A 20,989-nucleotide genomic window follows, 5' to 3' on the forward strand; every position below is an offset into this window, starting at 1 on the left:
GGCGCCGGTCCGAGCGATCGACGCCTCCGAATTCGAACGACAAGGTCCGACGAGAATGACCGAACGCCGAGGCATCGTCACGGCCGGCACCTGGTGTGTCGACCGCAACAACATGATCGAGTTCTGGCCCGCCGAGGACGGCCTGGCCGAAATCGACGATATCCAGCCGCGCGGCGGCGGCTCGGGCTGCAACATGGCCTGCGACATCCGCCTGCTCGACCCCACCCTCCCCGTCGAGACGATGGCCCTGGTCGGCGCCGACGCCAATGGCCAGCTCCTGCTGGCGCAGGCCGACGAGTTCGGCATCGACCGGCGGCGCATGATCGTCACCGACGCGGCACCGACGCAGTGCACCGACGCCTTCATCTCCCGCCGCTCGGGCCGTCGCACCCATATCTACTTCGCCGGTACCGCCACGCTGCTGACCCCCGACCATTTCGACCTCACCGGCCTCGCCGGCCGCTTCTTCCATCTCGGCCTGCCCGGTGTGCACCGGATCATGGATGCGCCCTGGCAAGGCGATGCCAATGGCTGGGTGACGGTGCTCAGGCGCGCCCGCGCCGCCGGGCTGGAGACCAGCCTGGAGCTCGCCAGCGTCGAACGCGACCGCCTGGCGGCCCTCGCCCGCCCCTGCCTGCCGCATCTCGACTTCCTGATCGTCAACGACACCGAGATCGGCGCCATCGCCGGCGAGGAGACGGTGCGCGGCGACGCGACCGATATCGAGGCCTGCGTCCGCGCCGCCCGCCATGCCATGGACAGCGGCGCCATGCGCCTCGTCGTGGCGCATTTCCCGCTCGGCGCCGTGGCGGTCACGCGCGACGGCGCCGTCGTGCACCGCCCCTCCGTCCGCGTGCCGCAGGCGGAGGTGGTCAGCGCCAACGGCGCGGGCGATGCCTTCGCCGCCGGCATGCTCTACGGCCAGCACGAGGGCTGGAGCCTGGAGGACAGCCTGTCGCTCGCCCATGCCGCGGCCGCCGCCTCGCTCAGGGCGATGTCCACGGTCGACGGCCTCGAATCCTGGCAAGGCTGCCTGGCGCTCGCGCAGCGCTGGGGCTGGCGCGAGGATCGGGCCTGAGATCAGCCAAGGGCTTTGCCGGCGTTCCGTCCTGCGGTAGGTCCTATCCGGTCACTGCATCGGCAAGAGAATCCTCATGTTCATCGGCATCGACCTCGGCACCTCGGCAGTCAAGATCGCGCTGGTGGACGGCAGGCAGACGGTCATCGCCTCGGCCGACCGGGCACTGCACCCGGTGCAGCCGCGCCCGCTCTGGTCGGAGGATGATCCGGAGAGCTGGTGGACTGCGGTCGCCTCCGGCCTCGACCAGTTGGCGGCCGAGCAGCCCGAGGCGATGGCCAGGGTTGCCGGCATCGGCTTTTCCGGCCAGATGCACGGGGCGCTGCTGCTCGACGGCGAGGATCGCCCGGTGCGCCCGGCGATCCTGTGGAACGATGGCCGCGCCAGCGCCGAGGCTGCCGAGCTCGCCGCCCTCGGCACCGCGGTGCAGGCGGAGATGGGCGTCCTGGCCATGCCGGGCTTCACCGGGCCGAAGATCCTCTGGCTGGCCAAGCACGAGCCGGAGGCGATCGAGCGCACCCGCCATCTCCTGCTGCCCAAGGACTATATCCGCCTCAAGCTGTCCGGCGAGCGGGCCACCGACGTCTGCGACGCGGCCGGGGCCTGGCTGCTCGACGAGGCCGGGCGGCGCTGGTCGCCGACCGCGCTGAAGGCCTGCGGCGTCGACCCCGCCTGGCTGCCGCGCCTGGTCGAATCGCGCGAGCCGACCGGCACGCTGCGGCCCGAGCTCGCCGCCCGCTGGGGGATGCCGGCCGGGGTGGTGCTGGCCGGCGGCGCCGGCGACGTGGCGGCCGGCGGCATCGGCATCGGCTCGGTGCACGAGGGCGAGGGCTTCGTCTCGCTCGGCACATCGGCCCAGATCTTCGTCGCCGCCGCCGAGCACCGGCCCGACCCCGACCGCATGGTCCACGCCTTCTGCCATGCCCTGCCCGGCGTCTGGTGCCGCATCGCGGCGCTGCTCAGCGGCGCCAGCCCGCTCGCCGCCGCCGCGCGCTGGACCGGCAATGCCGAGATCGGCACGCTGCTGGCCGAGGTCGAGGCCCGTTTCAAGGGGCCCTCGCGCCTGCTGGCGCTGCCCTATCTCTTCGGCGAGCGCACGCCGCACAACGACCCGCATGCGCTCGGCGCCATCGTCGGCCTCACCGCCTCGACCCACCGCGCCGACCTGATCCAGGCCGTGCTGGAGGGCGTCGCCTTCTCGCTGGTCGACGGGCTCGACACGCTCGCCGCTTCGGGCGCGCAGCTCCAGCGCCTTGCCTTCATCGGCGGGGGCACCCGTTCGGCCTTCTGGGGGCGGCTCATCGCCTCGGCCATGGGCGTCACCCTGGTCAAGTACGACGCCTCCGACCGGGGCCCGGCCTTCGGCGCCGCCCGGCTCGCCCGCCTGGCCGTGACCGGCGAGGATGCCGGCGATGTCGTGGTGCCGCCCCCGGTGCAGGCGGTGATCGAGCCCGACCCGGCGCTGCACGAGGCCTACCGGCCGCGCGTCGAAGCCTTCCGCTCGCTCTACCGGGCGCTGAAGCCGGAATTCGCGCGGGGCCTCTGACGGCCGCGACATCGCCCGTCGGCGCTGGCAATGTCGCGGGCGCCGTCGCAATCGTCTTCCCTTCCCGCCCGGGGCTCGCTATATAAGCCGAATTCCCGACATCAGGCTTGCGTCGGGCTTCGTTCCGGGAGGCCGGAGCGCGGCGGCGGCAGCCCTTGCCTGAAGACGATTTCAAGGAGAGGCACCATGAACGCCCCGCTGATGCCCAAGGCGACCGCCGTCTGGCTGGTCGAGAACACGGCGCTGACCTTCGATCAGATCGCCGATTTCTGCAAGCTCCACCCGCTCGAGGTGAAGGGCATCGCCGACGGCGAGGTCGCCGCCGGCATCAAGGGGCTCGACCCGGTGACCTCCAACCAGCTGACCCGCGAGGAGATCGCCCGCGGCGAGCGCGATTCGCGGTATCGCCTCAAGCTGGCCGAGCCCAAGACCAAGATCGCCGTCGCCAAGGTGAAGAAGGGGCCGCGCTACACCCCGGTCTCGCGCCGCCAGGATCGTCCGAACGCCATCCTCTGGCTGGTCAAGAATCACCCGGAGCTGAAGGATGCGCAGCTGATGCGCCTGATCGGCACCACCAAGTCCACCATTGCCGCCATCCGCGACCGCACCCACTGGAACACGGCGCAGCTCACCCCGATGGATCCGGTGATGCTCGGCCTGTGCTCGCAGATCGATCTCGACTTCGAGGTCAACCGCGCCTCCAAGGACAAGCCGGCCGAGATCGAGAGCGGCGCCACGCTGCTGCCGGCCGAGATCACCACCGGCCCCGCCGAGCGCGCGCCGCGGACCGAGGACCCCTTCGCCGCCATGCCGAGCCGCATGGCCGAGCGCGAGGAGCAGATCGACGTCGACAGCGTGTTCGCCAAGCTCAAGGGCCTGAAGCAGAAGGACTGAGGAGCCCTTTTGCCGGACGGCGGTTCCGGCGGGCACGCTCACCTGCCTCGGACCGGCTCTCAGGGGCAGTTCGCCAAGAAGCGAACACCGCGGGCGTCATGGCCGGACTTGGTCCCATAGGCGCCAAGATGGAGCCGGACCATGCTGCTGCTGAAAAGGGCGACGCCCTCTCAAGAGTCATGGCCGGACTTGATCCGGCCATCCACGCGCACGCAACGGCACAGAAACGGGTGATAATAGCCCCAATCGCCGTGTTCTCCTACGAGATGGCCGGATCAAGTCCGGGGCCATGACGGCTGAGAGGGAGTGCCTCCCGGAGGGCGCGACGCACTTGTTCGCGAGCAAACTCTCAGGCGATGATGTCGGGGGTCAGTTGATCCTCCAGAAACGCGATGCGGTCCTTGAGGGCGAGCTTGCGCTTCTTCAGACGCTGCAATTGCAGGCGATCGGGCGTACCGACCTGCTCCAGTGCCAGGATCGCCGCGTCGAGGTCGCGATGATCCTGTCGCAACCGGCCGAGTTCGATCTGCATGGCGACCTCTTCCTCTTCGGTCAGTCGCTGTCCCACGCCGTCGCCCCCCTGCCTTGCACGCCAGATTATGCCGCCCGTATCCGTGCGCCGCAAGACGCAGCCACGGGCGCAATACCCCCTGCTCCCCCAAGAGAAGCCGGCCGCGCCGGTGTCCAGCCGGCCTCGACGTCCCGGGACGCCGGGAGTGCTGCGGCAGGCAGAGTCTCGGCCCGGCCGTTGCGGGAACCAATACGCAACGATCTGTTTTCGCAGACGAAACCGCTGCTCCGCGCGTTCGAAGCCTCGTGCACGGCGCGATTCGATCGCCTCGACAGCTTGACCGATTTGTGACAGGGTCAGCGGGTCCGTAGGGTGACACAAGGAGGCCGTCTATGCCCGTGGAGTCGCATCTGGTCGAACTCGAACGCAAGCACCACGCGCTTGAGTCGGAACTGGTCGAAGCTATGGCTCATCCGTCCTCCGACGATCTCAAGATCGCGGAGCTCAAGCGCAAAAAGTTAGCGTTGAAAGACGAGATCACTCGGTTGAAAAAAACAATGACGGTGCACTGAAGAACCACTGCAGAGAATTCTTGCTGTCACGCCGCCGGTCCGGGACGTCCTGGCCGGCGGTTTTTGTTGAAAGGAAGCGGAGCCCGAGCCTCCCTCCGGCGCATCTCCGATCGCTCCGTCGCCGCCGCCCGCCGCTGCCGGGACGCCTGCGGCTGCCAGGACCGTGCCTGGGCGCACAGACGCCCGCCTTGATCCGATGTCATGCTGGATGCCGATGAGCGGAGAGGCCCATGCCCAAGCCGTCGCACCGATATCTGCCGAGCTTCGCCCGTGGCCTGCGTGACGGGCTCATCTTCATCGTCCTCGCCCTCATCGGAGCCGTCCTCGCCGCCGCGGCCATTCCCGGGGCGGCCCATGCCGCCGCCCCGCAGGCGATCGCCCAGGGCGTACCGCCGACCCTGGACGACTTCAGGCGGGTGCTGAACCAATATGGCGGCTACATCTATTCCGAGCGCTATGGCGACGTCTGGCGCCCGACGACGCTGCCGCCCGGCTGGCATCCCTACCCCGCCTGCAACTGGGTCTACGACCGCACCTATGGCTGGATGTACGACGACGCCACGCCCTGGGGCCGGATCGTGCACCATTACGGCCGCTGGGCCCACGACGCCGATGCCGGCTGGGTCTGGGTCCCCGGCATAGAATGGAGCCCGGCCTGGGTGATCTGGCGCACCGGCGGCCCCTGGACCGGCTGGGCGCCGACGCCGCCGGCCGGCGATCAGCAGGAGACCACGGTCGCCGCCTTCGAATCCGACAAGCAGTGGACCTTCATCGAGACGGAGAAGCTGGCCAATCGCTGCACGGCCGAGCCCGCTCCCGCGCCCGCCGCGGCCTTCCGGGCCACCACGCTCGTCACCACCGTGAAGATCGTCCGCAACATCGCCGTCTTCGCGGTCGAGCCGCCGCCCGGCACCGCCGCCGTCGACGTCGACCCCGGCCCGGTCGCGCCATGGCCGGCCGCCTTCCTCGGCGACTGGATCACGCTGCTCGGCGCCGTGTCGTCCGGCGCGCCGATCACGCTCGCCAATGCCGCGCTCTGTCCTGCGCCGGCAGCCGACCCCCGGGCGATCGTGTCCCAGCCACCGCCCGCGCCGCGCCGGGCCCGGCCGCAGGCGCTGCGCGAGACCAGGGCGCTGCCGGATCCGCCACCGCCGCTGCGGGTTGGGCCGCGCCCGCCGCCGGTCGAGGGTATCCCGCAAGGGATCGTCCGAGGGCCGGTGATCGTTCCCGACGTCCGCCCGCCGCGCCCCTGGCCGCCGCGGGTCCAGGGGCCCGCTGCCGGCCCCGGCGGCGGCTTCCGCCCGCCCCGCCCGCACCGTCCCGGCGACCTGCAGCCGCTTCCCGGCGGTCGCCCGGTCCTGCAGCCACCGCCGGGCTCGAGCCGCTTGCCGCCCGGCAGGCCCCGCCGGCCATTGCCGATCGAGGGAGGCCCGGTCATCCGCTGACCGGGCCCGGCCCTTCGCGCCATGCGCCGAGGTTACAGCCGGCCAGCCATCTCGCGCAGCTTGAACTTCTGGATCTTGCCGGTCGAGGTCTTGGGCAACTCGGTGAACACCACGTGCCTCGGCACCTTGTAGCGGGCCAGCTTCTGCCGGCACCACTCGATCAGCTCCTCGGCGGTTGCGTTCGCCTCGGGCTTCAGCTCGATGAAGGCACAGGGCGTCTCGCCCCAGGTCTCGTCGGCCCGCGCCACCACGCCGGCCGCCTGCACGGCCGGATGCTTGTAGAGAGCATCCTCCACCTCGATGGAGGAAATGTTCTCGCCGCCGGAGATGATGATGTCCTTGGACCGGTCCTTGAGCTGGATATAGCCGTCGTCATGCTTCACGCCGAGGTCGCCGGAGTGGAACCAGCCGCCGGCCAGCGCCTCCTGCGTCGCCTTCGGGTTCTTGAGGTAGCCCTTCATCACCATGTTGCCGCGAAACATGACCTCGCCAAGGGTCTCACCATCGGCGGGAACCGGCAGCATGGTCGCCGGGTCGATCACGTCGACGGCCTCGAGCGGCACGTAGTTCACGCCCTGCCGCGCCTTCTTCGCGGCCTGCCCGGCGGCGTCGAGCTCGTTCCAGGCTCCCTGCCACTCGTTCACCACGGCCGGGCCGTAGGTTTCGGTCAGGCCGTAGAGATGCGTCACCTCGAAGCCCGCCGCCTTCATGCCGGCCAGCACTGCTTCGGGCGGCGGGGCGGCGGCAGTCATGAACGCCACCCGATGGTCGAAGGGACGCTTGTCCTCGGCCTTGGCGTTGATCAGCGTCGACATCACGATCGGCGCGCCGCACATGTGCGAGACCTTGTGGGCGGCGATCGCCTCGTACATCGCCGGCGCCCGCACCTGCCGCAGACAGACATGGATGCCGGCCAGGATCGAGATGGTCCAGGGGAAGCACCAGCCGTTGCAGTGGAACATCGGCAGCGTCCACAGATAGGTCGGGTGCCGCCCCATCTCGCCGCTGAGCACATTGCCCAGAGCGGTGAGATAGGCGCCGCGATGGTGGTAGACGACGCCCTTGGGATTGCCGGTGGTGCCGGAGGTATAGTTGAGCGAGATCGCGTCCCATTCGTCGTCCGGCCGGCGCCATTCGAAGGCCTCGTCGCCCTCGGCCACCAGCGCCTCGTAGTCGAGCGTGCCGAGACGGTCGCCGCGGGTCGGCGCCACGACGTCGTCATAGTCGACCACCAGCGGCTTGACCTTGGCCAGCGCCAGGGCCTCGCGCATCACCCCGGCGAACTCGCGGTCGGTGATCAGCACCTTGGCCTCGCCATGGTCCATCGAATGGGCGAGCACCGCGGCGTCGAGCCGGGTGTTGAGCGTATTGAGCACGCCGCCCGTCATCGGCACGCCGTAGTGGCATTCGAGCATGGCCGGCGTGTTGGCCAGCATCACGCTCACCGTGTCGCCGCGGCCGATGCCGCGCCTGGCGAGGGCGGAGGCGAGCTTCTTCGAACGCGCCCAGAAGGTACGGTAGTCGACGCGGGCGTCGCCGTGGATGATGGCGGTACGGTCCGGGAACACCTGGGCCGCCCGCTCCAGGAAGGAGATCGGCGTCAGCGGCTGGTGGTTGGCCGGCGTGCGGTCGAGGTCGAGGTCATAGGGTGTCGAGGCCATTGCAGTCTCTCCCGGATTCGTCTTTTGCCCGAGAGGCTACCCGCTGTCCCGGCGCGTTGAAATAGCCTTGGTCGTCGGCATTTCACGATGGCGCCGCCGGGCCGGGCGCGGCTGTGGCGGAACGGGCCGCCGCCCGCCGGTCAGGACAACTGGCGCAGGCGCCGCTCGCCCGTCCGCGCCTCGGCGCCCTCGTCGAAGCCGATGCGCTGGTCGACGAGATAGAGCGGCCGGCCTTTCACCTCGTTGTGGATGCGTCCGACATAGAGGCCCATGATGCCGGTCATCAGCATGTTGATGCCCGACAGGAGCGCCGTGATCACCACGGTGGAGCTCCAGCCGGGCACGAGATGGGCCTGGCTGAACCACATCGCCACGACATAGGCGGCATAGAGCATCGCCAGCACCGAGACGCCCATGCCGATCCACAGCGCCAGGCGCAGCGGCGCGTCGGAGAAGCTGACGATGCCGTTGGCGGCCAGCCGCAGCATCCTGCGCAGGGGATATTTGGTCTCGCCGGCGGCGCGCGGCTGCCTGCGGAAGGTCACCGCGGTCTGCCGGAAGCCCATCCAGGCGAACATGCCGCGGACGAAGCGGTCGCGCTCGCGCATGGTCGAGAAGGCATCGAGCACCTTGCGGTCGATCAGCCGGAAGTCACCGACATCGCGCGGGATCTCGACCGAGGCGAGCCGGTTCAGCACGCGGTAGAACAGATCCGCGGTCGCCTTCTTGAAACGGCCCTCGCCGTCCCGGCTCAGGCGTTGGGCATAGACGATCTCATAGCCCTCGCGCCATTTGGCGATCATGTCGAGCACCAGCTCGGGCGGATCCTGCAGGTCGGCATCCATGACGATGACGGCATCGCCGCTCGCCCGGTCCATGCCGGCGGTGATCGCCACCTGATGGCCGAAATTGCGCGACAATCCGATGAACTTGTAGCGCGGATTGTCGCGGGCGCGGGCCGCCAGCACGATCGGGCTGCAGTCCCGGCTGCCGTCGTCGACGAAGATCACCTCGGCCGGCGCGTCGAGCCGGGCCAGGAGCTGGTCGAGCCGGTGCAGCAGCAGCGGCAGCACCGCCTCCTCGTTGAAGATCGGCACGACCAGCGAATAGCGCGGCCGGACTGCGGTTGTGTCGGACACGGAGGCCCCTTCCCTGCGGCTCGCCCCGCCCGGCGCCGCGGCATGGCATCGGCGCCGGGCGGGGCGATGATGGCGCGCCCGGGTTAATCGCCGGTCAATCCGGCGCGGCACCCCGGCAGGGCCGAAGCATGGCGGACGGCCGTGAGGCGATGACCGGGATCATGAAAATCTTAGGAAAATACTGTATATTTTCCATGTTCCCATGAATAGAGATCCTTGATCCGAGCGACGGCAACATCTCGTTCATGATTGAGCTGGTAGAAGCGGACCATTGCTTGGACCGCTCTCATGCTCTCTTCGCTACGGACCTTCCTGCAAGCCGAGGACGGCTCGGTCCTCCCCCTGTTCGCCGCGGCGCTCGTACCAATCCTGGCGGTGGTCGCGATGGGCGTGGACTACGGCCTGGCGGCCAAGGCGCGCCAGCACGACCAGCAGGTACTCGACGCGGCGCTGATCGCCGCCGCGGGACAGCGCGGGGCCGCCAAGGCCCAGGCCACCTTCACCGCCATGCTCTCCCAGGGTCTGCAGCCGGGTTCCGTCGCCAGCGCCCTCGTGGTCGACACGTCCAACCCCGACGCCTTCCAGGTCCGCGCCTCGGTCGACGGGGCGCAGAGCACGGTCTTCGGCGGCATCGTCGGCCGTCTGTCGATCCCCTACAAGGCACAGGGCTCGGCCCTCGCCGGCTACAAGCCGACCACGGCCAACGTCACCGTCACCTATGTGAAGGGCTACTGGTACAAGGTGATCGGCCTCTACGTGCACCGTCCCGGCGCGAGCACCGACACCGCCCTGGCGACGATCACCTACCAGCCCACCAACCTCGTCAGCGACGGCGGCATCGGGGTCGGCACCGCCACCATCAGCGGTCCGGGCCTGCAGACGGTGACCGCGGCCGGCCTCAACCTGTCGCTCGCATCCGGCCCGATCCAGCTCGGCGACTACGACAAGGTCTACTTCAAGATGTCGGTGAAGAAGGCGAGCTGCGCGCCCGGCTACAAGCAGTCGTCGCAATCGACCAACACCAACGTCAAGTGCGTCTCGACCTCCGGCTCGGCGACGTTCGACTCCGTCTTCCGCACCGACGACCCGAACACGTCCGAATATCTCTTCGTCGACGGCAAGCAGCAGCCGCACGGCGTCGTCGTGCCGATCGCCACCATGATGCCGTGCCAGACCAGGGGCGCCAAGCAGGAGTGGGAGGACGGCGGCGGCTTCTCCAGCCAGGACTTCGGCTTCACCATCGTGTCGGCCTGCACCACGCCGGACGCCGACAATGTCCGCCTGACCAACTGAGGGGGCGCTCAGATCCCGAAAGTGCCGCGCACGCCCTCCCAGACCAGGTTGACGCCGACCACCACCAGCAGACCGTAGATGATGCGGTAGAATTTGGCGGCGTCGACGCGGCGCACCAGCCAGACGCCGAAGACGGTCGAGGCCACGGCCACCGGCGCCAGTGCCGCCGACAGCATCAGGTTCTCGCTCGAGAACTGGCCGAGCATGAAATAGGGCCAGACCTTGATCAGGTTGATCATGGCGAAGAACCAGGCGGTGGTGCCGGCCAGCAGTCCCGGCTCCAGGCGCTGGGGCAGCGAGTAGATCTGGTAGGGCGGCCCGCCGGCATGACTGACGAAGGAGGTGAAGCCGGCGACCACGCCCCAGAACAAGCCGGCGCCGTCCCCCGGCTTCGGCCCTTCCGCCCGCTTCTGCACCAGCCCGATCCACCAGTTGAGGGCGAAGGCGAGCGCGATAAGGCCGACGATCAGCCGCACATGCCCGTCCCGGACATAGGCTGCCAGCAGATAGCCGGCGACGGTGCCGACGATCGCCCCGGCGAGCGGCACCAGGAACACGCGCTTGTCGAAGGAGCGGCGATAGGACAGGAGCGACACCCAGTCCTGCAGGATCAGGATCGGCAGCAGGATCGCCGCCGCCTTCACCGGCGACATGACGATGGCGAGCAGCGGCACGCCCAGCACGCCCAGGCCGGCGAATCCGCCCTTGGAGACGCCGACCACCGTCACCGCAAGGACGGCCACAAGCCAGAACAGGGGATCGGACAGCATCGGGGGAGACTCGAGGATCGGCGGGGGAAACGATTGCCTAGCACCGTGCGCCGTGCCAGGCGAGGCTTCGCGACGATTTTCAGGCCGGGAAAGCGAATTATCGCCGTCGATGCGCCGCCCGCCCCTGGCAGCTTCGGGGAATTCTGCCTAAGAGGGCACACTCCGGGCACCGGACGCGTCGCCCCGGTGCCGACGAGGCCAAGGCCATGACCACGACCGACATCCCCCACGCCGCCGATCTCCTGCCCAAGCGCCCGCTCGCCGCCGGCGACTACCGCACCCTGGCCCTGGCCTCGCTCGGCGGCGCGCTCGAATTCTACGATTTCATCATCTTCGTGTTCTTCGCCACCGTGGTCGGGCAGCTGTTCTTTCCGCCGGACATTCCCGACTGGCTGCGCCAGGTGCAGACCTTCGGCATCTTCGCCGTCGGCTATCTCGTGCGGCCGCTCGGCGGCATCGTCATGGCGCATTTCGGCGATCGCCTCGGCCGCAAGCGCATGTTCACGCTCAGCATCTTCCTGATGGCGGTCTCGACGCTCGGCATGGGCCTGCTGCCGACCTACGCCGTCGCCGGAGCCTGGGCGCCGCTGGCGCTGGTGCTGCTGCGCATCCTGCAGGGCGCGGCGATCGGCGGCGAGGTGCCGGGCGCCTGGGTGTTCGTCGCCGAGCACGTGCCGGCCAACCGCGTCGGCTTCGCCTGCGGCGTGCTGACGGCTGGCCTGACCGCCGGGATCCTGCTCGGCTCGCTGGTGGCCAGCGCCGTCAACGCCGCCTTCACTCCCGAGACGATCGCCGGCTGGGCCTGGCGGCTGCCGTTCCTGCTCGGCGGCGTGTTCGGCCTCGCCTCGGTGCGGCTCCGGCTCCTGCTGGAGGAGACGCCGGTGTTCCGCGAGATGCAGCGGCGCAAGGCGCTGGCGGCGGAACTGCCGCTGAAGGCGGTGCTGCGCGACCATCGCAGCGCCGTGGTGGTATCGATGCTGCTGACCTGGCTGCTGTCGGCCGCCATCGTCGTCGTCGTCCTGATGACGCCGGCCCTGCTGCAGAAGCAGGGCATCTCGCTGGCAAGGGCGCTGGAGGCCAACAGCTTCGCCACGCTCTGCCTCACGGCCGGCTGCGTCCTGGCCGGCGCGCTCATCGACCGGATCGGAGCCGGGCTCTTCTTCCTGGTCGGCAGCCTGCTGCTCGGCGTCAGCGTCTTCCTGTTCTACACCCGGATCGGCACCGACCCGGCGCTGCTGATCCCGCTCTACGGCCTTGCCGGCCTCTGCGTCGGCGTCGTCGGCGGCGTGCCCTTCGTCATGGTCCGCGCCTTCCCGGCGGCGGTGCGCTTCTCCGGCCTGTCCTTCTCCTACAACGTCGCCTATGCGGTGTTCGGCGGGCTGACACCGCTGGTCGTGCCGCTGCTCCTGGCGTTGAACCCGCTGGCGCATCTCTATTACGTGCTGGCGCTGTGCGTCCTGGGCTGCGGCGTCGGCCTCTGGCTCCTGCGCGCCTCGCCGCGCTGACCGGTCAGCGCGGCGCCGGCCTTTGCCGGCCGGCCCTTTGGGCGTAGACCGGGGGACCAAGCCAAGCCGGATCACGCCATGCCCCTGCCCCGCCGCCACTGGTTCGAGATGACGACCGAGGAGTTCCGTACCGGCGACACCGCGTCCTGGATCGCGGTGCTGCCGGTCGCGGCCATCGAGCAGCACGGCCCGCATCTGCCGGTCGGCGTCGACAGCATGATCATGCAGGGCTATCTCGACCGCGTCATCCCGCTGGTGCCCGACGACGTCCCGGCGACCTTCCTGCCGATCCAGACCGTCGGCAAGTCGAACGAGCACCTCGCCTTCCCCGGCACGATCAGCATCTCGGCCGAGACGGCGATCCGCAGCTGGGTCGAGATCGGCGAAAGCGTGCACCGGGCCGGCGTGCGCAAGCTGCTAATCGTTAACTCGCACGGCGGCAACATGGCGGTGATGGATGTGGTGGCGCGCGAATTGCGCGTGCGCCACGGCATGCTGGCCGCCTTCACCTCCTGGCACATGTTCGGCTACCCTGACGGCGCCTTCCCGGCCGAGGAGATGCGCCTGGGCATCCATGCCGGCGAGATCGAGACGGCGCTGATGCTGGAGTTCCGGCCCGACACCGTGCGGATGGACGAGGCCCGGGATTTCCGCCCCGCCACCTACGAGATGGAGACGATCTACCGGCAGTTGCGCACCGGCCGCCCGGGCGGCTTCGGCTGGATGGCGCAGGACCTCCACCCGGCCGGCGCCGCCGGCAATGCCGCACGGGCGACGCGGGCCCAGGGCACGGCCTCCGCCGACCACGGCGCCGCCGCCTTCATCGAGCTGCTGGGCGACCTCCACCGCTTCGACATGGCGCGATTGAAGCCGGGGCCGCTGGATCGGGACTGAGGCCGCAGGCCGCGCCGGCGCGCTTTGCGAAAGGGTTTACTCCCCCCGTCCGATCCGTTATTTCACCAAAAAGCCCGGCCGGTTATCGTGCCGGGCTTTGTCGCGTCAGCGAGCCGGAGGAAACGCCATGGCCAACGTCGTCGTCGTCGGATCCCAATGGGGTGACGAAGGCAAGGGCAAGATCGTCGACTGGCTGTCCGAGCAGGCCGACGTCGTCGTCCGCTTCCAGGGTGGGCACAATGCCGGACACACCCTGGTGATCGGCAATCAGGTCTACAAGCTGTCGCTGCTGCCGTCCGGCATCGTGCGCGGCAAGCTGTCGGTGATCGGCAACGGCGTGGTGCTGGACCCGCATGCGCTGGTGGCCGAGATCGCCAAGCTCGGCGAGCAGGGCGTCTCGGTGACGCCCAAGACCCTGCGCATCGCCGAGAACACGCCGCTGATCCTGTCGCTGCACCGCGACCTCGACCGCCTGCGCGAGTCGGCCACCGACGGCACCAAGATCGGCACCACCGGCCGCGGCATCGGCCCGGCCTATGAGGACAAGGTCGGCCGGCGCGCCATCCGCCTGATGGATCTGGCCGATCTCGGCGCACTGCGCTCCAAGATCGGGCGGCTGCTCAACCACCACAACGCCCTGCGCCGCGGCAACGGCCAGCCGGAGATCAGCGCCGACACGCTCTATGACGAGCTCGCCTCGGTGGCGCCGCTGGTGCTGCCCTATCTCGACAATGTCGTCGCCCTGCTCGACAAGAAGCGCAAGGCCGGCAACCGCATCCTGTTCGAGGGCGCCCAGGGCGCGCTGCTCGACATCGACCACGGCACCTATCCCTATGTGACCTCGTCCAACACCGTCGCCGGCGCCGCCGCGATCGGCTCGGGACTGGGGCCGAACGCCGTCGATTACGTGCTCGGCATCACCAAGGCCTACACCACGCGCGTCGGCGAAGGGCCCTTCCCGACCGAGCTGTTCGACGATATCGGCCGGCGCATCGGCGAGCGCGGCCGCGAGTTCGGCACGGTGACCGGCCGGCCGCGCCGCTGCGGCTGGTTCGACGCGGCGCTGGTGCGCCAGTCGATCCGCACCTCCGGCATCACCGGCATCGCCCTGACCAAGCTCGACATCCTCGACGGCTTCGACACCATCAAGGTGTGCGTGCGCTATCGCCTCGACGGCGAGGAATATGACCACCTGCCCGCCGGGCAGTCGGCGCAGGAGCGCGTCGAGCCGGTCTACGAGGAGATCGAGGGCTGGAAGGGCTCGACCGCCAATGCCCGCTCCTGGGCCGACCTGCCAGCGCAGGCGATCAAGTACGTCAGGCGCATCGAGGAGCTGATCGGCGCGCCCGTGGCGATCCTCTCCACCAGCCCGGAACGCGACGACACCATCCTTGTCCAGAACCCGTTCCAGGTCTAAGTCTGGCAGCGGACATTTGCGGGTCGGTTCGCCGGGGGATTTGGCGGCCTCGACCATCTCGTAGGAGACTGCGACGGCCCGTGCGGAGACGGGAGCCGGAAGGCGCCGAACCACCCGTGGCCGGGCGGTTCGAGCCGTGCCGGCTTCATTTCCACCGCCGCGTCTCAGTCCGGTCCCATTTACCGCCTAAGCGGACAGCTGTTTCGCCAACCCGGGTTGCCTGCCTTGTCGACGGATTATTTCCCCCCCATCCAGCGTGCGGTGCAGAACCTGTCGCCGAACACCCTCGATGCGCGCCGGATCCTGTATGACAAGGCGCGCACCGCGCTGCTCAAGCAGCTGCGCAGCGCCGATCCGGCGCTGACCGAGACCCAGATCACCAAGGAACGGCTGCTGCTCGAGGATGCCATCCGGCGTATCGAGACCGACATGCTGCGTCCCGAGACCGCCGAGCGGGTGCTCGGTGCCCGGCCGCCCGCCCCGCCTCCGGCGCCGCCGCCCGCCCCTGCCCCGCAGCGCCGGGAGCCGCATGCCGACGAGCCCGACGCCCGGCCGATCGAGCACGCGCCGCCGCCGGCCGACGAGCCGATCGCCCCGCAGGGACGCCGCTCGAACGGCGCCCGCCCCAACGGCTCGCGCCCGCCGGCGCCGCGGCGCCCCGCCGCATCGGACGGACGCAACCGGCGCTTTGCCATTCTCGGCGGCACCGCCCTCGTCCTGATCCTGGTCGCCGCCGGCGTGATGACGATGATGGAGCGCGACACCGGCGAGCTGCCCTCCCCGGTCGTGCAGCAGCAGCCCGCCTCCGGCCCGGCTCCGGCCGACAAGCCGGCCGCCTCCGGCAAGCTGACCGAACGGCTCGGCGCACCCGAGTCAGGCCAGCCAGCCCCGGCCGCGGAGACGCCGCCGCCACAGCCGCCGCAACCCCAGCCTCAGGAGCAGGTCGCAGCAGTCCCGGCCCCCGAGACGCCGGCGCCCTCGACGGCTGCCCAGCCGCTGACCCCGGCCGCTCCGAACACCGCCACCGTCGCCCAGACCGCCGTGCTCTACGAGGAGCAACCCGACAGTCCGAACCGAGGCCAGGCCTTCCAGGGCACCGTGACCTGGCGCACCGAATCCGTCTCCGCCGGCGCCAACGCCCCGATGGATACCGCCATCAAGGGCGATCTCGACATCCCCGAGCGCAAGCTCAAGGCGACGATCACCCTGCGCCGCAACATCGACCCGGCCCTGCCGGCGACGCACACCATGGAGATCCAGTTCGTCGTGCCGCCCGATTTCCCGAATGGCGGCATTTCCAACATTCCCGGCGTGCTGATGAAGTCCAACGCCCAGCAGCGCGGCCTGCCGCTGGCCGGCCTGTCGGTCAAGGTGACGAACGGCTTCTTCCTGGTCGGCCTGTCCGACTCCCCCGCCGACAAGGGCCGCAACGCCCAGCTCCTGAAGGAGCGCGGCTGGATCGACATGCCCGTGCTCTACGACAATGGCCGCCGCGCCATCCTGACGCTCGAGAAGGGCGTACCCGGCGAGCGGGCCTTCGCCGAAGCGTTCAGCAGCTGGGAAAGCTCCCAGAGCGCGGCCCAGCCCTGACGGCCCAAGCGTCCTGACGGCCCTGCCCGGGCCTTCGGAAACGGCTTTCGGCAACCGACGGGCGCCGGCTGCAGGCCGGCGATGCGGGGCAGCGGCCGTCCTCTTGTCGAGCGATCCCGGAGCCTGGAAAGGCCCGCCCTGGCTTGCGTTGCGCTGACAAGGCGCATCCGCGACCGGGCCATCCGAAACCGGATCGCGGAAGTGGCCCGGCTCGCGTGCACGCCGGGACGCGGCCCGTCGTTCGGCCCCCACCGGGCCATGCCGGTCGGCCGGCGTCCCTGGACCAGCCGACGATAAAAAACGGGGGCAAGATGCCCCCGTTCGATCGGAACCCGCGGAATGCCGCCGATCGGCACCGGGAACCGGGAGGTCCCCTTGCCGTCTCGGGCGCTGGGCCGCCGTTATGCCACGGCCTCCAGCCGCGCCACGCCGGAGCGCACGGCCGCCTGCACCTTCTCGAAGGCGCGAACCTCGATCTGGCGCACGCGCTCGCGCGACACGCCGAACTCGTCGGACAACTCCTCCAGCGTCACCGGATCGTCGGCAAGGCGGCGGGCTTCGAAGATGCGGCGCTCGCGGTCGTTGAGCACCCCCAGCGCCTGGCGCAACGCCTTCGAGCGGTTGTCGCGCTCCTCGGTCTCGGCGAGTTTGGTCTCCTGGTTGGAGCTTTCGTCGACCAGCCAGTCCTGCCACTCGCCGTCGCCGTCCTCGCGGACGGGCGCGTTCAGCGAGGCGTCGCCGCCGAGGCGGCGGTTCATCTCCACCACCTCCTGCTCCTCGACGCCCAGGGACTTGGCGATCGACTTCACCTGGTCGGGACGCAGGTCGCCCTCGTCCAGGGCCGAGATCTGGCTCTTGGCCTTGCGCAGGTTGAAGAACAGCTTCTTCTGGTTGGCGGTGGTGCCCATCTTCACCAGCGACCAGGAACGCAGGATGTACTCTTGAATCGACGCGCGGATCCACCACATGGCGTAGGTCGCCAGGCGGAAGCCCTTTTCGGGCTCGAAGCGCTTCACGGCCTGCATCAGGCCGATATTGCCTTCGGAGACCACTTCGCTGATCGGCAGGCCGTAGCCGCGATAGCCCATGGCGATCTTGGCCACGAGCCGCAGATGCGACGTGACGAGTTTGTGAGCCGCATCGCGGTCGCCATGCTCGCGCCAACGCTTGGCGAGCATGTACTCCTGCTCCGGCTCGAGCATGGGAAACTTCCGGATTTCATCGAGATAGCGGGACAGACCGCTCTCGGCGGCAATCACGGGAAGCGCGGCAGACGCCATCGAACCCTCCTTAGGAACCCCCGTTCTGGGCAGTTCGGCGAGGTCGCCCCCGGACGGCAGACGACCTCTGATATGATGTAGGAAGCGTGAGGCCCTAGGTAAAGAGGGGCCTTCTCATTTCCGGTACCGCATATCATGACGGAAATTGCGGCGATTTGGCGTTGCTTTTTTGCATAGCCAGCGATGCAAAAACGGTATCACGGTGACGTGAACGCAAACCGGCATCGCCGCGAGCCGCCTACATCGCCTCCAGGCCCGCCTTCAGCGCGGCGAGATCGGCCGGCAGGACGCTTTCGAACACCAGATGCCGGCTGCTCCCGGGATGCTCGAAGCCCAGCAGACGGGCATGCAGGGCCTGGCGCCCCAGAGCCGCAAGGGCCGCCTGCGCCGGCTCGCCCAGCAGGGCGGCCTTGGTCCGGAATCCCGGCCCATAGACGTCGTCGCCGAGCAGGGGATGGCCGAGATGCGCCATATGGACGCGGATCTGGTGGGTGCGCCCGGTCTCCAGGCGGCACTCGACCAGGCTGGCGACCGGTTCGCCGTGATGCGCCCCGAAGCTCTCCATCAGGGCATAATGGGTGATCGCCTCCCGCCCGCGGCCGAGCGGCAGAGCGGCCATCTTCTCGCGGTTGCGGGTGGAGCGGTCGATGCCGGTCTCGACGGTGCCCTGGCGCTTGACCCCGCCCCAGACGAAGGCGAGGTAGGCCCGCTCCAGCGGCCCGGTACGGCCATGGTCGGCGAACTGCGCCGCCAGGCCCTGATGCGCCCGGTCGGTCTTGGCCACCACCATCAGGCCCGACGTGTCCTTGTCGAGCCGGTGCACGATGCCAGGCCGCCGGACGCCGCCGATGCCCGACAGGCTGTCGCCGCAATGGGCGATCAGGGCGTTGACCAGTGTGCCGGTCTCGTTGCCGCCGGCCGGGTGCACCACCAGGCCGGCCGGCTTGTCCAGCACGATCAGGTCGTCGTCCTCGTAGACGATGGCAAGCGGGATCGCCTCCCCCTGCGGCTCTGCCGGCGCCGGCGGCGGCACGGTCAGGCTCACCGCTTGGTCCGGCCGCAGCAGATGCCCGGCCTCCCGGACGGCCCGACCGTCGACCATGGCCTGCCCGGCCTCAATCAGGGCCTTGAGACGGGTGCGCGAGAGGTCGGCCACCTGCCGCACGAGATAGCGGTCGAGCCGCTCGCCGGCATCGGAGGCCGCGGTCCGGAAAGTCCTCGGCTCGGAGAAGTTCTGCGTCATCGCCCCATCGTCGAACATGCCTGCGCCGCGCTCCTTGTGCACGAAACGCCCCGGTTTCAGAAGCGGCGATATGGCGGTCGCCGATCCGACACGGGCCTGTCACGACGCCGTGCCACACAGAGCCCGCCCGCTCGCTGATATGGGGAACCTGCTTGGAAATCGCCGACGTCCTGAAGCGCGCCACCGCGATGCCGCTGACCAATCCGTCCTTCCCGCCCGGTCCCTACCGTTTCTTCGACCGGGAATATGTCATCATCACCTACCGCACCACGCGCGAGGCGCTGGAGGCGGTGGTGCCGGCTCCGCTGGAGATCGACGAGCCGCTGGTCAAATACGAGTTCATCCGCATGCCGGACTCGACCGGCTTCGGCGACTACACCGAGACCGGCCAGGTGATCCCGGTCCGCTTCCGCGGCCAGCACGGCGCCTATGTCCATTCGATGTACCTCGACGACGACGCGCCGATCGCCGGCGGCCGCGAACTCTGGGGCTTCCCCAAGAAGCTCGCCAGCCCGAAGATCGTGCATGAGGGCGAGGTGGTGGTCGGCACCCTGCATTACGGCAGCGTTCTGTGCGCCGTCGGCACCATGGGCTACAAGCACCGCCCGGCCGACCATGGCCAGGTGCTGGCCGCGCTGACGGCGCCCAATTTCCTGGTCAAGATCATTCCGCATGTCGACGGCACGCCGCGCATCTGCGAGCTCGTGCGCTATCACCTCACCGATGTGACGCTGAAGGAGGCCTGGGAGGGGCCGGCCGCGCTCGACCTGCGCCCGCATGTCGCCGCCGACGTCGCGCGCCTGCCGGTGCTGGACGTCGTCTCCGCCGTGCATTTCCGGGCCGACCTGACGCTCGGCCTGGGGGAGGTGGTGCACGACTATCTCGCCTCACCCCTCGCGTGATTCCCATCCTGCCCGAGACGTCCGCCCGGAGGCCCTGAGCCGTGCTCGAACGCAACCCGCAAAAGGCTGCCCGCGCCACCATCGCGGAAATCTCGGCGCAATATGACCGGATCGCCCTGGTGTTCCAGGGCGGCGGCGCGCTCGGCGCCTACCAGGCCGGCGTCTACCAGGCGCTGGCCGACGCCGGCTGCGAGCCAACCTGGCTCTCCGGCGTCTCGATCGGCGCGGTCAACGCCTCGATCATCGCCGGCAACGAGCCGCGCCACCGGCTGCAACGGCTCGAGCAGTTCTGGCAGACCGTCTCCGGGCGCAAGATCTGGGCCTACACGCCCGAGGGCGACATGTTCCGCGACATCCGCAACCGGACGAGCTCGTGGATGACGATGACCCAGGGCCAGCCCGGCTTCTTCAAGCCGCGCTTTCCCAATCCCTGGTTCCAGCCGCCCGGCGCGGACGGCGCCACCAGCTTCTACGACTCGGCCGAGCTCAGGCACACGCTGGAGGCGGTGATCGACTTCGACATCCTCAACGACGGCCGCAAGCGCCTCAGCGTCGGCGCCGTCAATGTCCGCACCGGCAATTTCGTCTACTTCGACACCGACACCGTGCGCATCGGGCCCGAGCACATCATGGCGAGCGGCGCGCTGCCGCCGGCCCTGCCGGCTGTCCGCATCGAGGGCGAATATTACTGGGACGGCGGCATCGTCTCCAACACGCCGCTGCAATACCTGCTCGATCAGGAGGAGGACCGCAGCTCGCTGGTGTTCCAGGTCGACCTGTTCAGCGCCCGCGGCACGCTGCCGCGCTCGATGCCGGACGTGCTGTCCCGCCACAAGGACATCATGTATTCCAGCCGCACCCGCCAGAACACCGACACGTTCCAGCGCGCCCACGGCCTGAAGATGAAGCTGCTGAAGGCGCTGCAGCGGGTGCCGGACAATCTCCTGAGCCAGGAGGAGCGGACGATCATCGAGGACTATTCCAACGCCGGCGTCGTCAACATCGTGCACCTGATCTACCAGCACAAGACCTATGAGGGGCACGCCAAGGACTACGAGTTCTCCGGCACCTCCATGCGCGAGCACTGGGATGCCGGGCTGGAGGATACGCGGCGCACCCTGCGCCACCGCGACTGGCTGCTGCCGCCGACCACCGAGGCCGGCGTCGCCGTCCATGACCTGCATCGCGAGGACCCGACCTGAGCGGCGGCGCCGGGCGGGAGGAATCCCGCCCTCCGATGCGTGCCGCT

The 20,989-nt window shown here is 69.5% G+C and carries 18 protein-coding genes; 12 read left to right on the top strand and 6 right to left on the bottom strand.

The window, feature by feature from the left end; genetic code table 11:
* Positions 1-55: 55 nt before the first annotated feature.
* The 3 genes from AC27L4_RS12335 (at position 56) to AC27L4_RS12345 (ending at position 3,518) form a co-directional block, all read left to right on the top strand.
* Positions 56-1,078: a carbohydrate kinase family protein gene (locus tag AC27L4_RS12335; RefSeq protein ID WP_487142447.1), complete on the top strand. Its 1,023-nt coding sequence runs from the start codon at positions 56-58 to the stop codon at positions 1,076-1,078.
* Between the two features lie 76 nt (positions 1,079-1,154).
* Positions 1,155-2,624, top strand: coding sequence for a xylulokinase (xylB, locus tag AC27L4_RS12340; protein ID WP_487142448.1), 1,470 nt, complete (start codon positions 1,155-1,157; stop codon positions 2,622-2,624).
* Positions 2,625-2,810: 186 nt separating this feature from the next.
* Positions 2,811-3,518 (top strand): DUF1013 domain-containing protein, encoded by a 708-nt coding sequence (locus AC27L4_RS12345; RefSeq protein ID WP_487142449.1) that lies wholly within the window; start codon positions 2,811-2,813, stop codon positions 3,516-3,518.
* 349 nt (positions 3,519-3,867) lie between these two features.
* Here AC27L4_RS12345 and AC27L4_RS12350 read toward each other — a convergent pair whose 3' ends face one another.
* Positions 3,868-4,050, bottom strand: a complete 183-nt coding sequence (locus AC27L4_RS12350; protein ID WP_487142450.1) for a YdcH family protein — start codon at positions 4,048-4,050, stop codon at positions 3,868-3,870.
* A gap of 371 nt (positions 4,051-4,421) precedes the next feature.
* Here AC27L4_RS12350 and AC27L4_RS12355 point away from each other — a divergent pair, with 371 nt between their 5' ends.
* Positions 4,422-4,601: a YdcH family protein gene (locus tag AC27L4_RS12355; protein WP_487142452.1), complete on the top strand. Its 180-nt coding sequence runs from the start codon at positions 4,422-4,424 to the stop codon at positions 4,599-4,601.
* 230 nt (positions 4,602-4,831) lie between these two features.
* Entirely contained in the window at positions 4,832-6,046 is a 1,215-nt protein-coding gene (locus AC27L4_RS12360; protein ID WP_487142454.1) for a DUF6600 domain-containing protein, read from the top strand.
* A 32-nt stretch (positions 6,047-6,078) separates the two neighbouring features.
* Here the strand turns inward: AC27L4_RS12360 and AC27L4_RS12365 are convergent, their stop codons facing one another.
* Together AC27L4_RS12365 and AC27L4_RS12370 are read right to left on the bottom strand one after the other, a co-directional pair.
* The gene (locus AC27L4_RS12365) at positions 6,079-7,707 is read right to left on the bottom strand and encodes an acyl-CoA synthetase (RefSeq protein ID WP_487142455.1); all 1,629 of its coding nucleotides are present in this window, start codon (positions 7,705-7,707) and stop codon (positions 6,079-6,081) included.
* Positions 7,708-7,847: 140 nt separating this feature from the next.
* Complete coding sequence (locus tag AC27L4_RS12370) at positions 7,848-8,846, bottom strand: glycosyltransferase family 2 protein (protein WP_487142457.1); 999 nt, start codon at positions 8,844-8,846, stop codon at positions 7,848-7,850.
* Between the two features lie 288 nt (positions 8,847-9,134).
* On the opposite strand from AC27L4_RS12370, the gene AC27L4_RS12375 reads away from it, so the two are divergent.
* Positions 9,135-10,139: a TadE/TadG family type IV pilus assembly protein gene (locus tag AC27L4_RS12375; RefSeq protein WP_487142459.1), complete on the top strand. Its 1,005-nt coding sequence runs from the start codon at positions 9,135-9,137 to the stop codon at positions 10,137-10,139.
* An 8-nt stretch (positions 10,140-10,147) separates the two neighbouring features.
* Here the strand turns inward: AC27L4_RS12375 and AC27L4_RS12380 are convergent, their stop codons facing one another.
* Positions 10,148-10,909: a sulfite exporter TauE/SafE family protein gene (locus tag AC27L4_RS12380; RefSeq protein WP_487142460.1), complete on the bottom strand. Its 762-nt coding sequence runs from the start codon at positions 10,907-10,909 to the stop codon at positions 10,148-10,150.
* A 206-nt stretch (positions 10,910-11,115) separates the two neighbouring features.
* Here AC27L4_RS12380 and AC27L4_RS12385 point away from each other — a divergent pair, with 206 nt between their 5' ends.
* The 4 genes from AC27L4_RS12385 (at position 11,116) to AC27L4_RS12400 (ending at position 16,315) form a co-directional block, all read left to right on the top strand.
* On the top strand, positions 11,116-12,414 hold the full coding sequence (locus tag AC27L4_RS12385; RefSeq protein ID WP_487142461.1) for an MFS transporter: 1,299 nt from the start codon (positions 11,116-11,118) through the stop codon (positions 12,412-12,414).
* 78 nt (positions 12,415-12,492) lie between these two features.
* Entirely contained in the window at positions 12,493-13,308 is an 816-nt protein-coding gene (locus tag AC27L4_RS12390; protein ID WP_487142462.1) for a creatininase family protein, read from the top strand.
* 127 nt (positions 13,309-13,435) lie between these two features.
* A complete protein-coding gene (locus AC27L4_RS12395) occupies positions 13,436-14,725 on the top strand; it encodes an adenylosuccinate synthase (RefSeq protein ID WP_487142464.1) in 1,290 nt (429 codons plus the stop codon).
* A gap of 225 nt (positions 14,726-14,950) precedes the next feature.
* Positions 14,951-16,315, top strand: a complete 1,365-nt coding sequence (locus tag AC27L4_RS12400; protein ID WP_487142465.1) for a hypothetical protein — start codon at positions 14,951-14,953, stop codon at positions 16,313-16,315.
* Between the two features lie 401 nt (positions 16,316-16,716).
* Here the strand turns inward: AC27L4_RS12400 and rpoH are convergent, their stop codons facing one another.
* On the bottom strand, positions 16,717-17,595 hold the full coding sequence (rpoH, locus tag AC27L4_RS12405; protein ID WP_487142467.1) for an RNA polymerase sigma factor RpoH: 879 nt from the start codon (positions 17,593-17,595) through the stop codon (positions 16,717-16,719).
* A 238-nt stretch (positions 17,596-17,833) separates the two neighbouring features.
* Positions 17,834-18,856: an RluA family pseudouridine synthase gene (locus AC27L4_RS12410; RefSeq protein ID WP_487142468.1), complete on the bottom strand. Its 1,023-nt coding sequence runs from the start codon at positions 18,854-18,856 to the stop codon at positions 17,834-17,836.
* Between the two features lie 134 nt (positions 18,857-18,990).
* On the opposite strand from AC27L4_RS12410, the gene AC27L4_RS12415 reads away from it, so the two are divergent.
* The gene (locus AC27L4_RS12415; RefSeq protein WP_487142470.1) at positions 18,991-19,740 is read left to right on the top strand and encodes an acetoacetate decarboxylase; all 750 of its coding nucleotides are present in this window, start codon (positions 18,991-18,993) and stop codon (positions 19,738-19,740) included.
* Positions 19,741-19,781: 41 nt separating this feature from the next.
* Positions 19,782-20,942 carry a patatin-like phospholipase family protein gene (locus AC27L4_RS12420; RefSeq protein WP_487142471.1) on the top strand — a complete coding sequence of 387 codons (1,161 nt, stop codon included), beginning with the start codon at positions 19,782-19,784 and terminating at the stop codon, positions 20,940-20,942.
* Positions 20,943-20,989 lie beyond the last annotated feature (47 nt).

This window comes from Labrys sp. Lb11 (assembly GCF_057554225.1).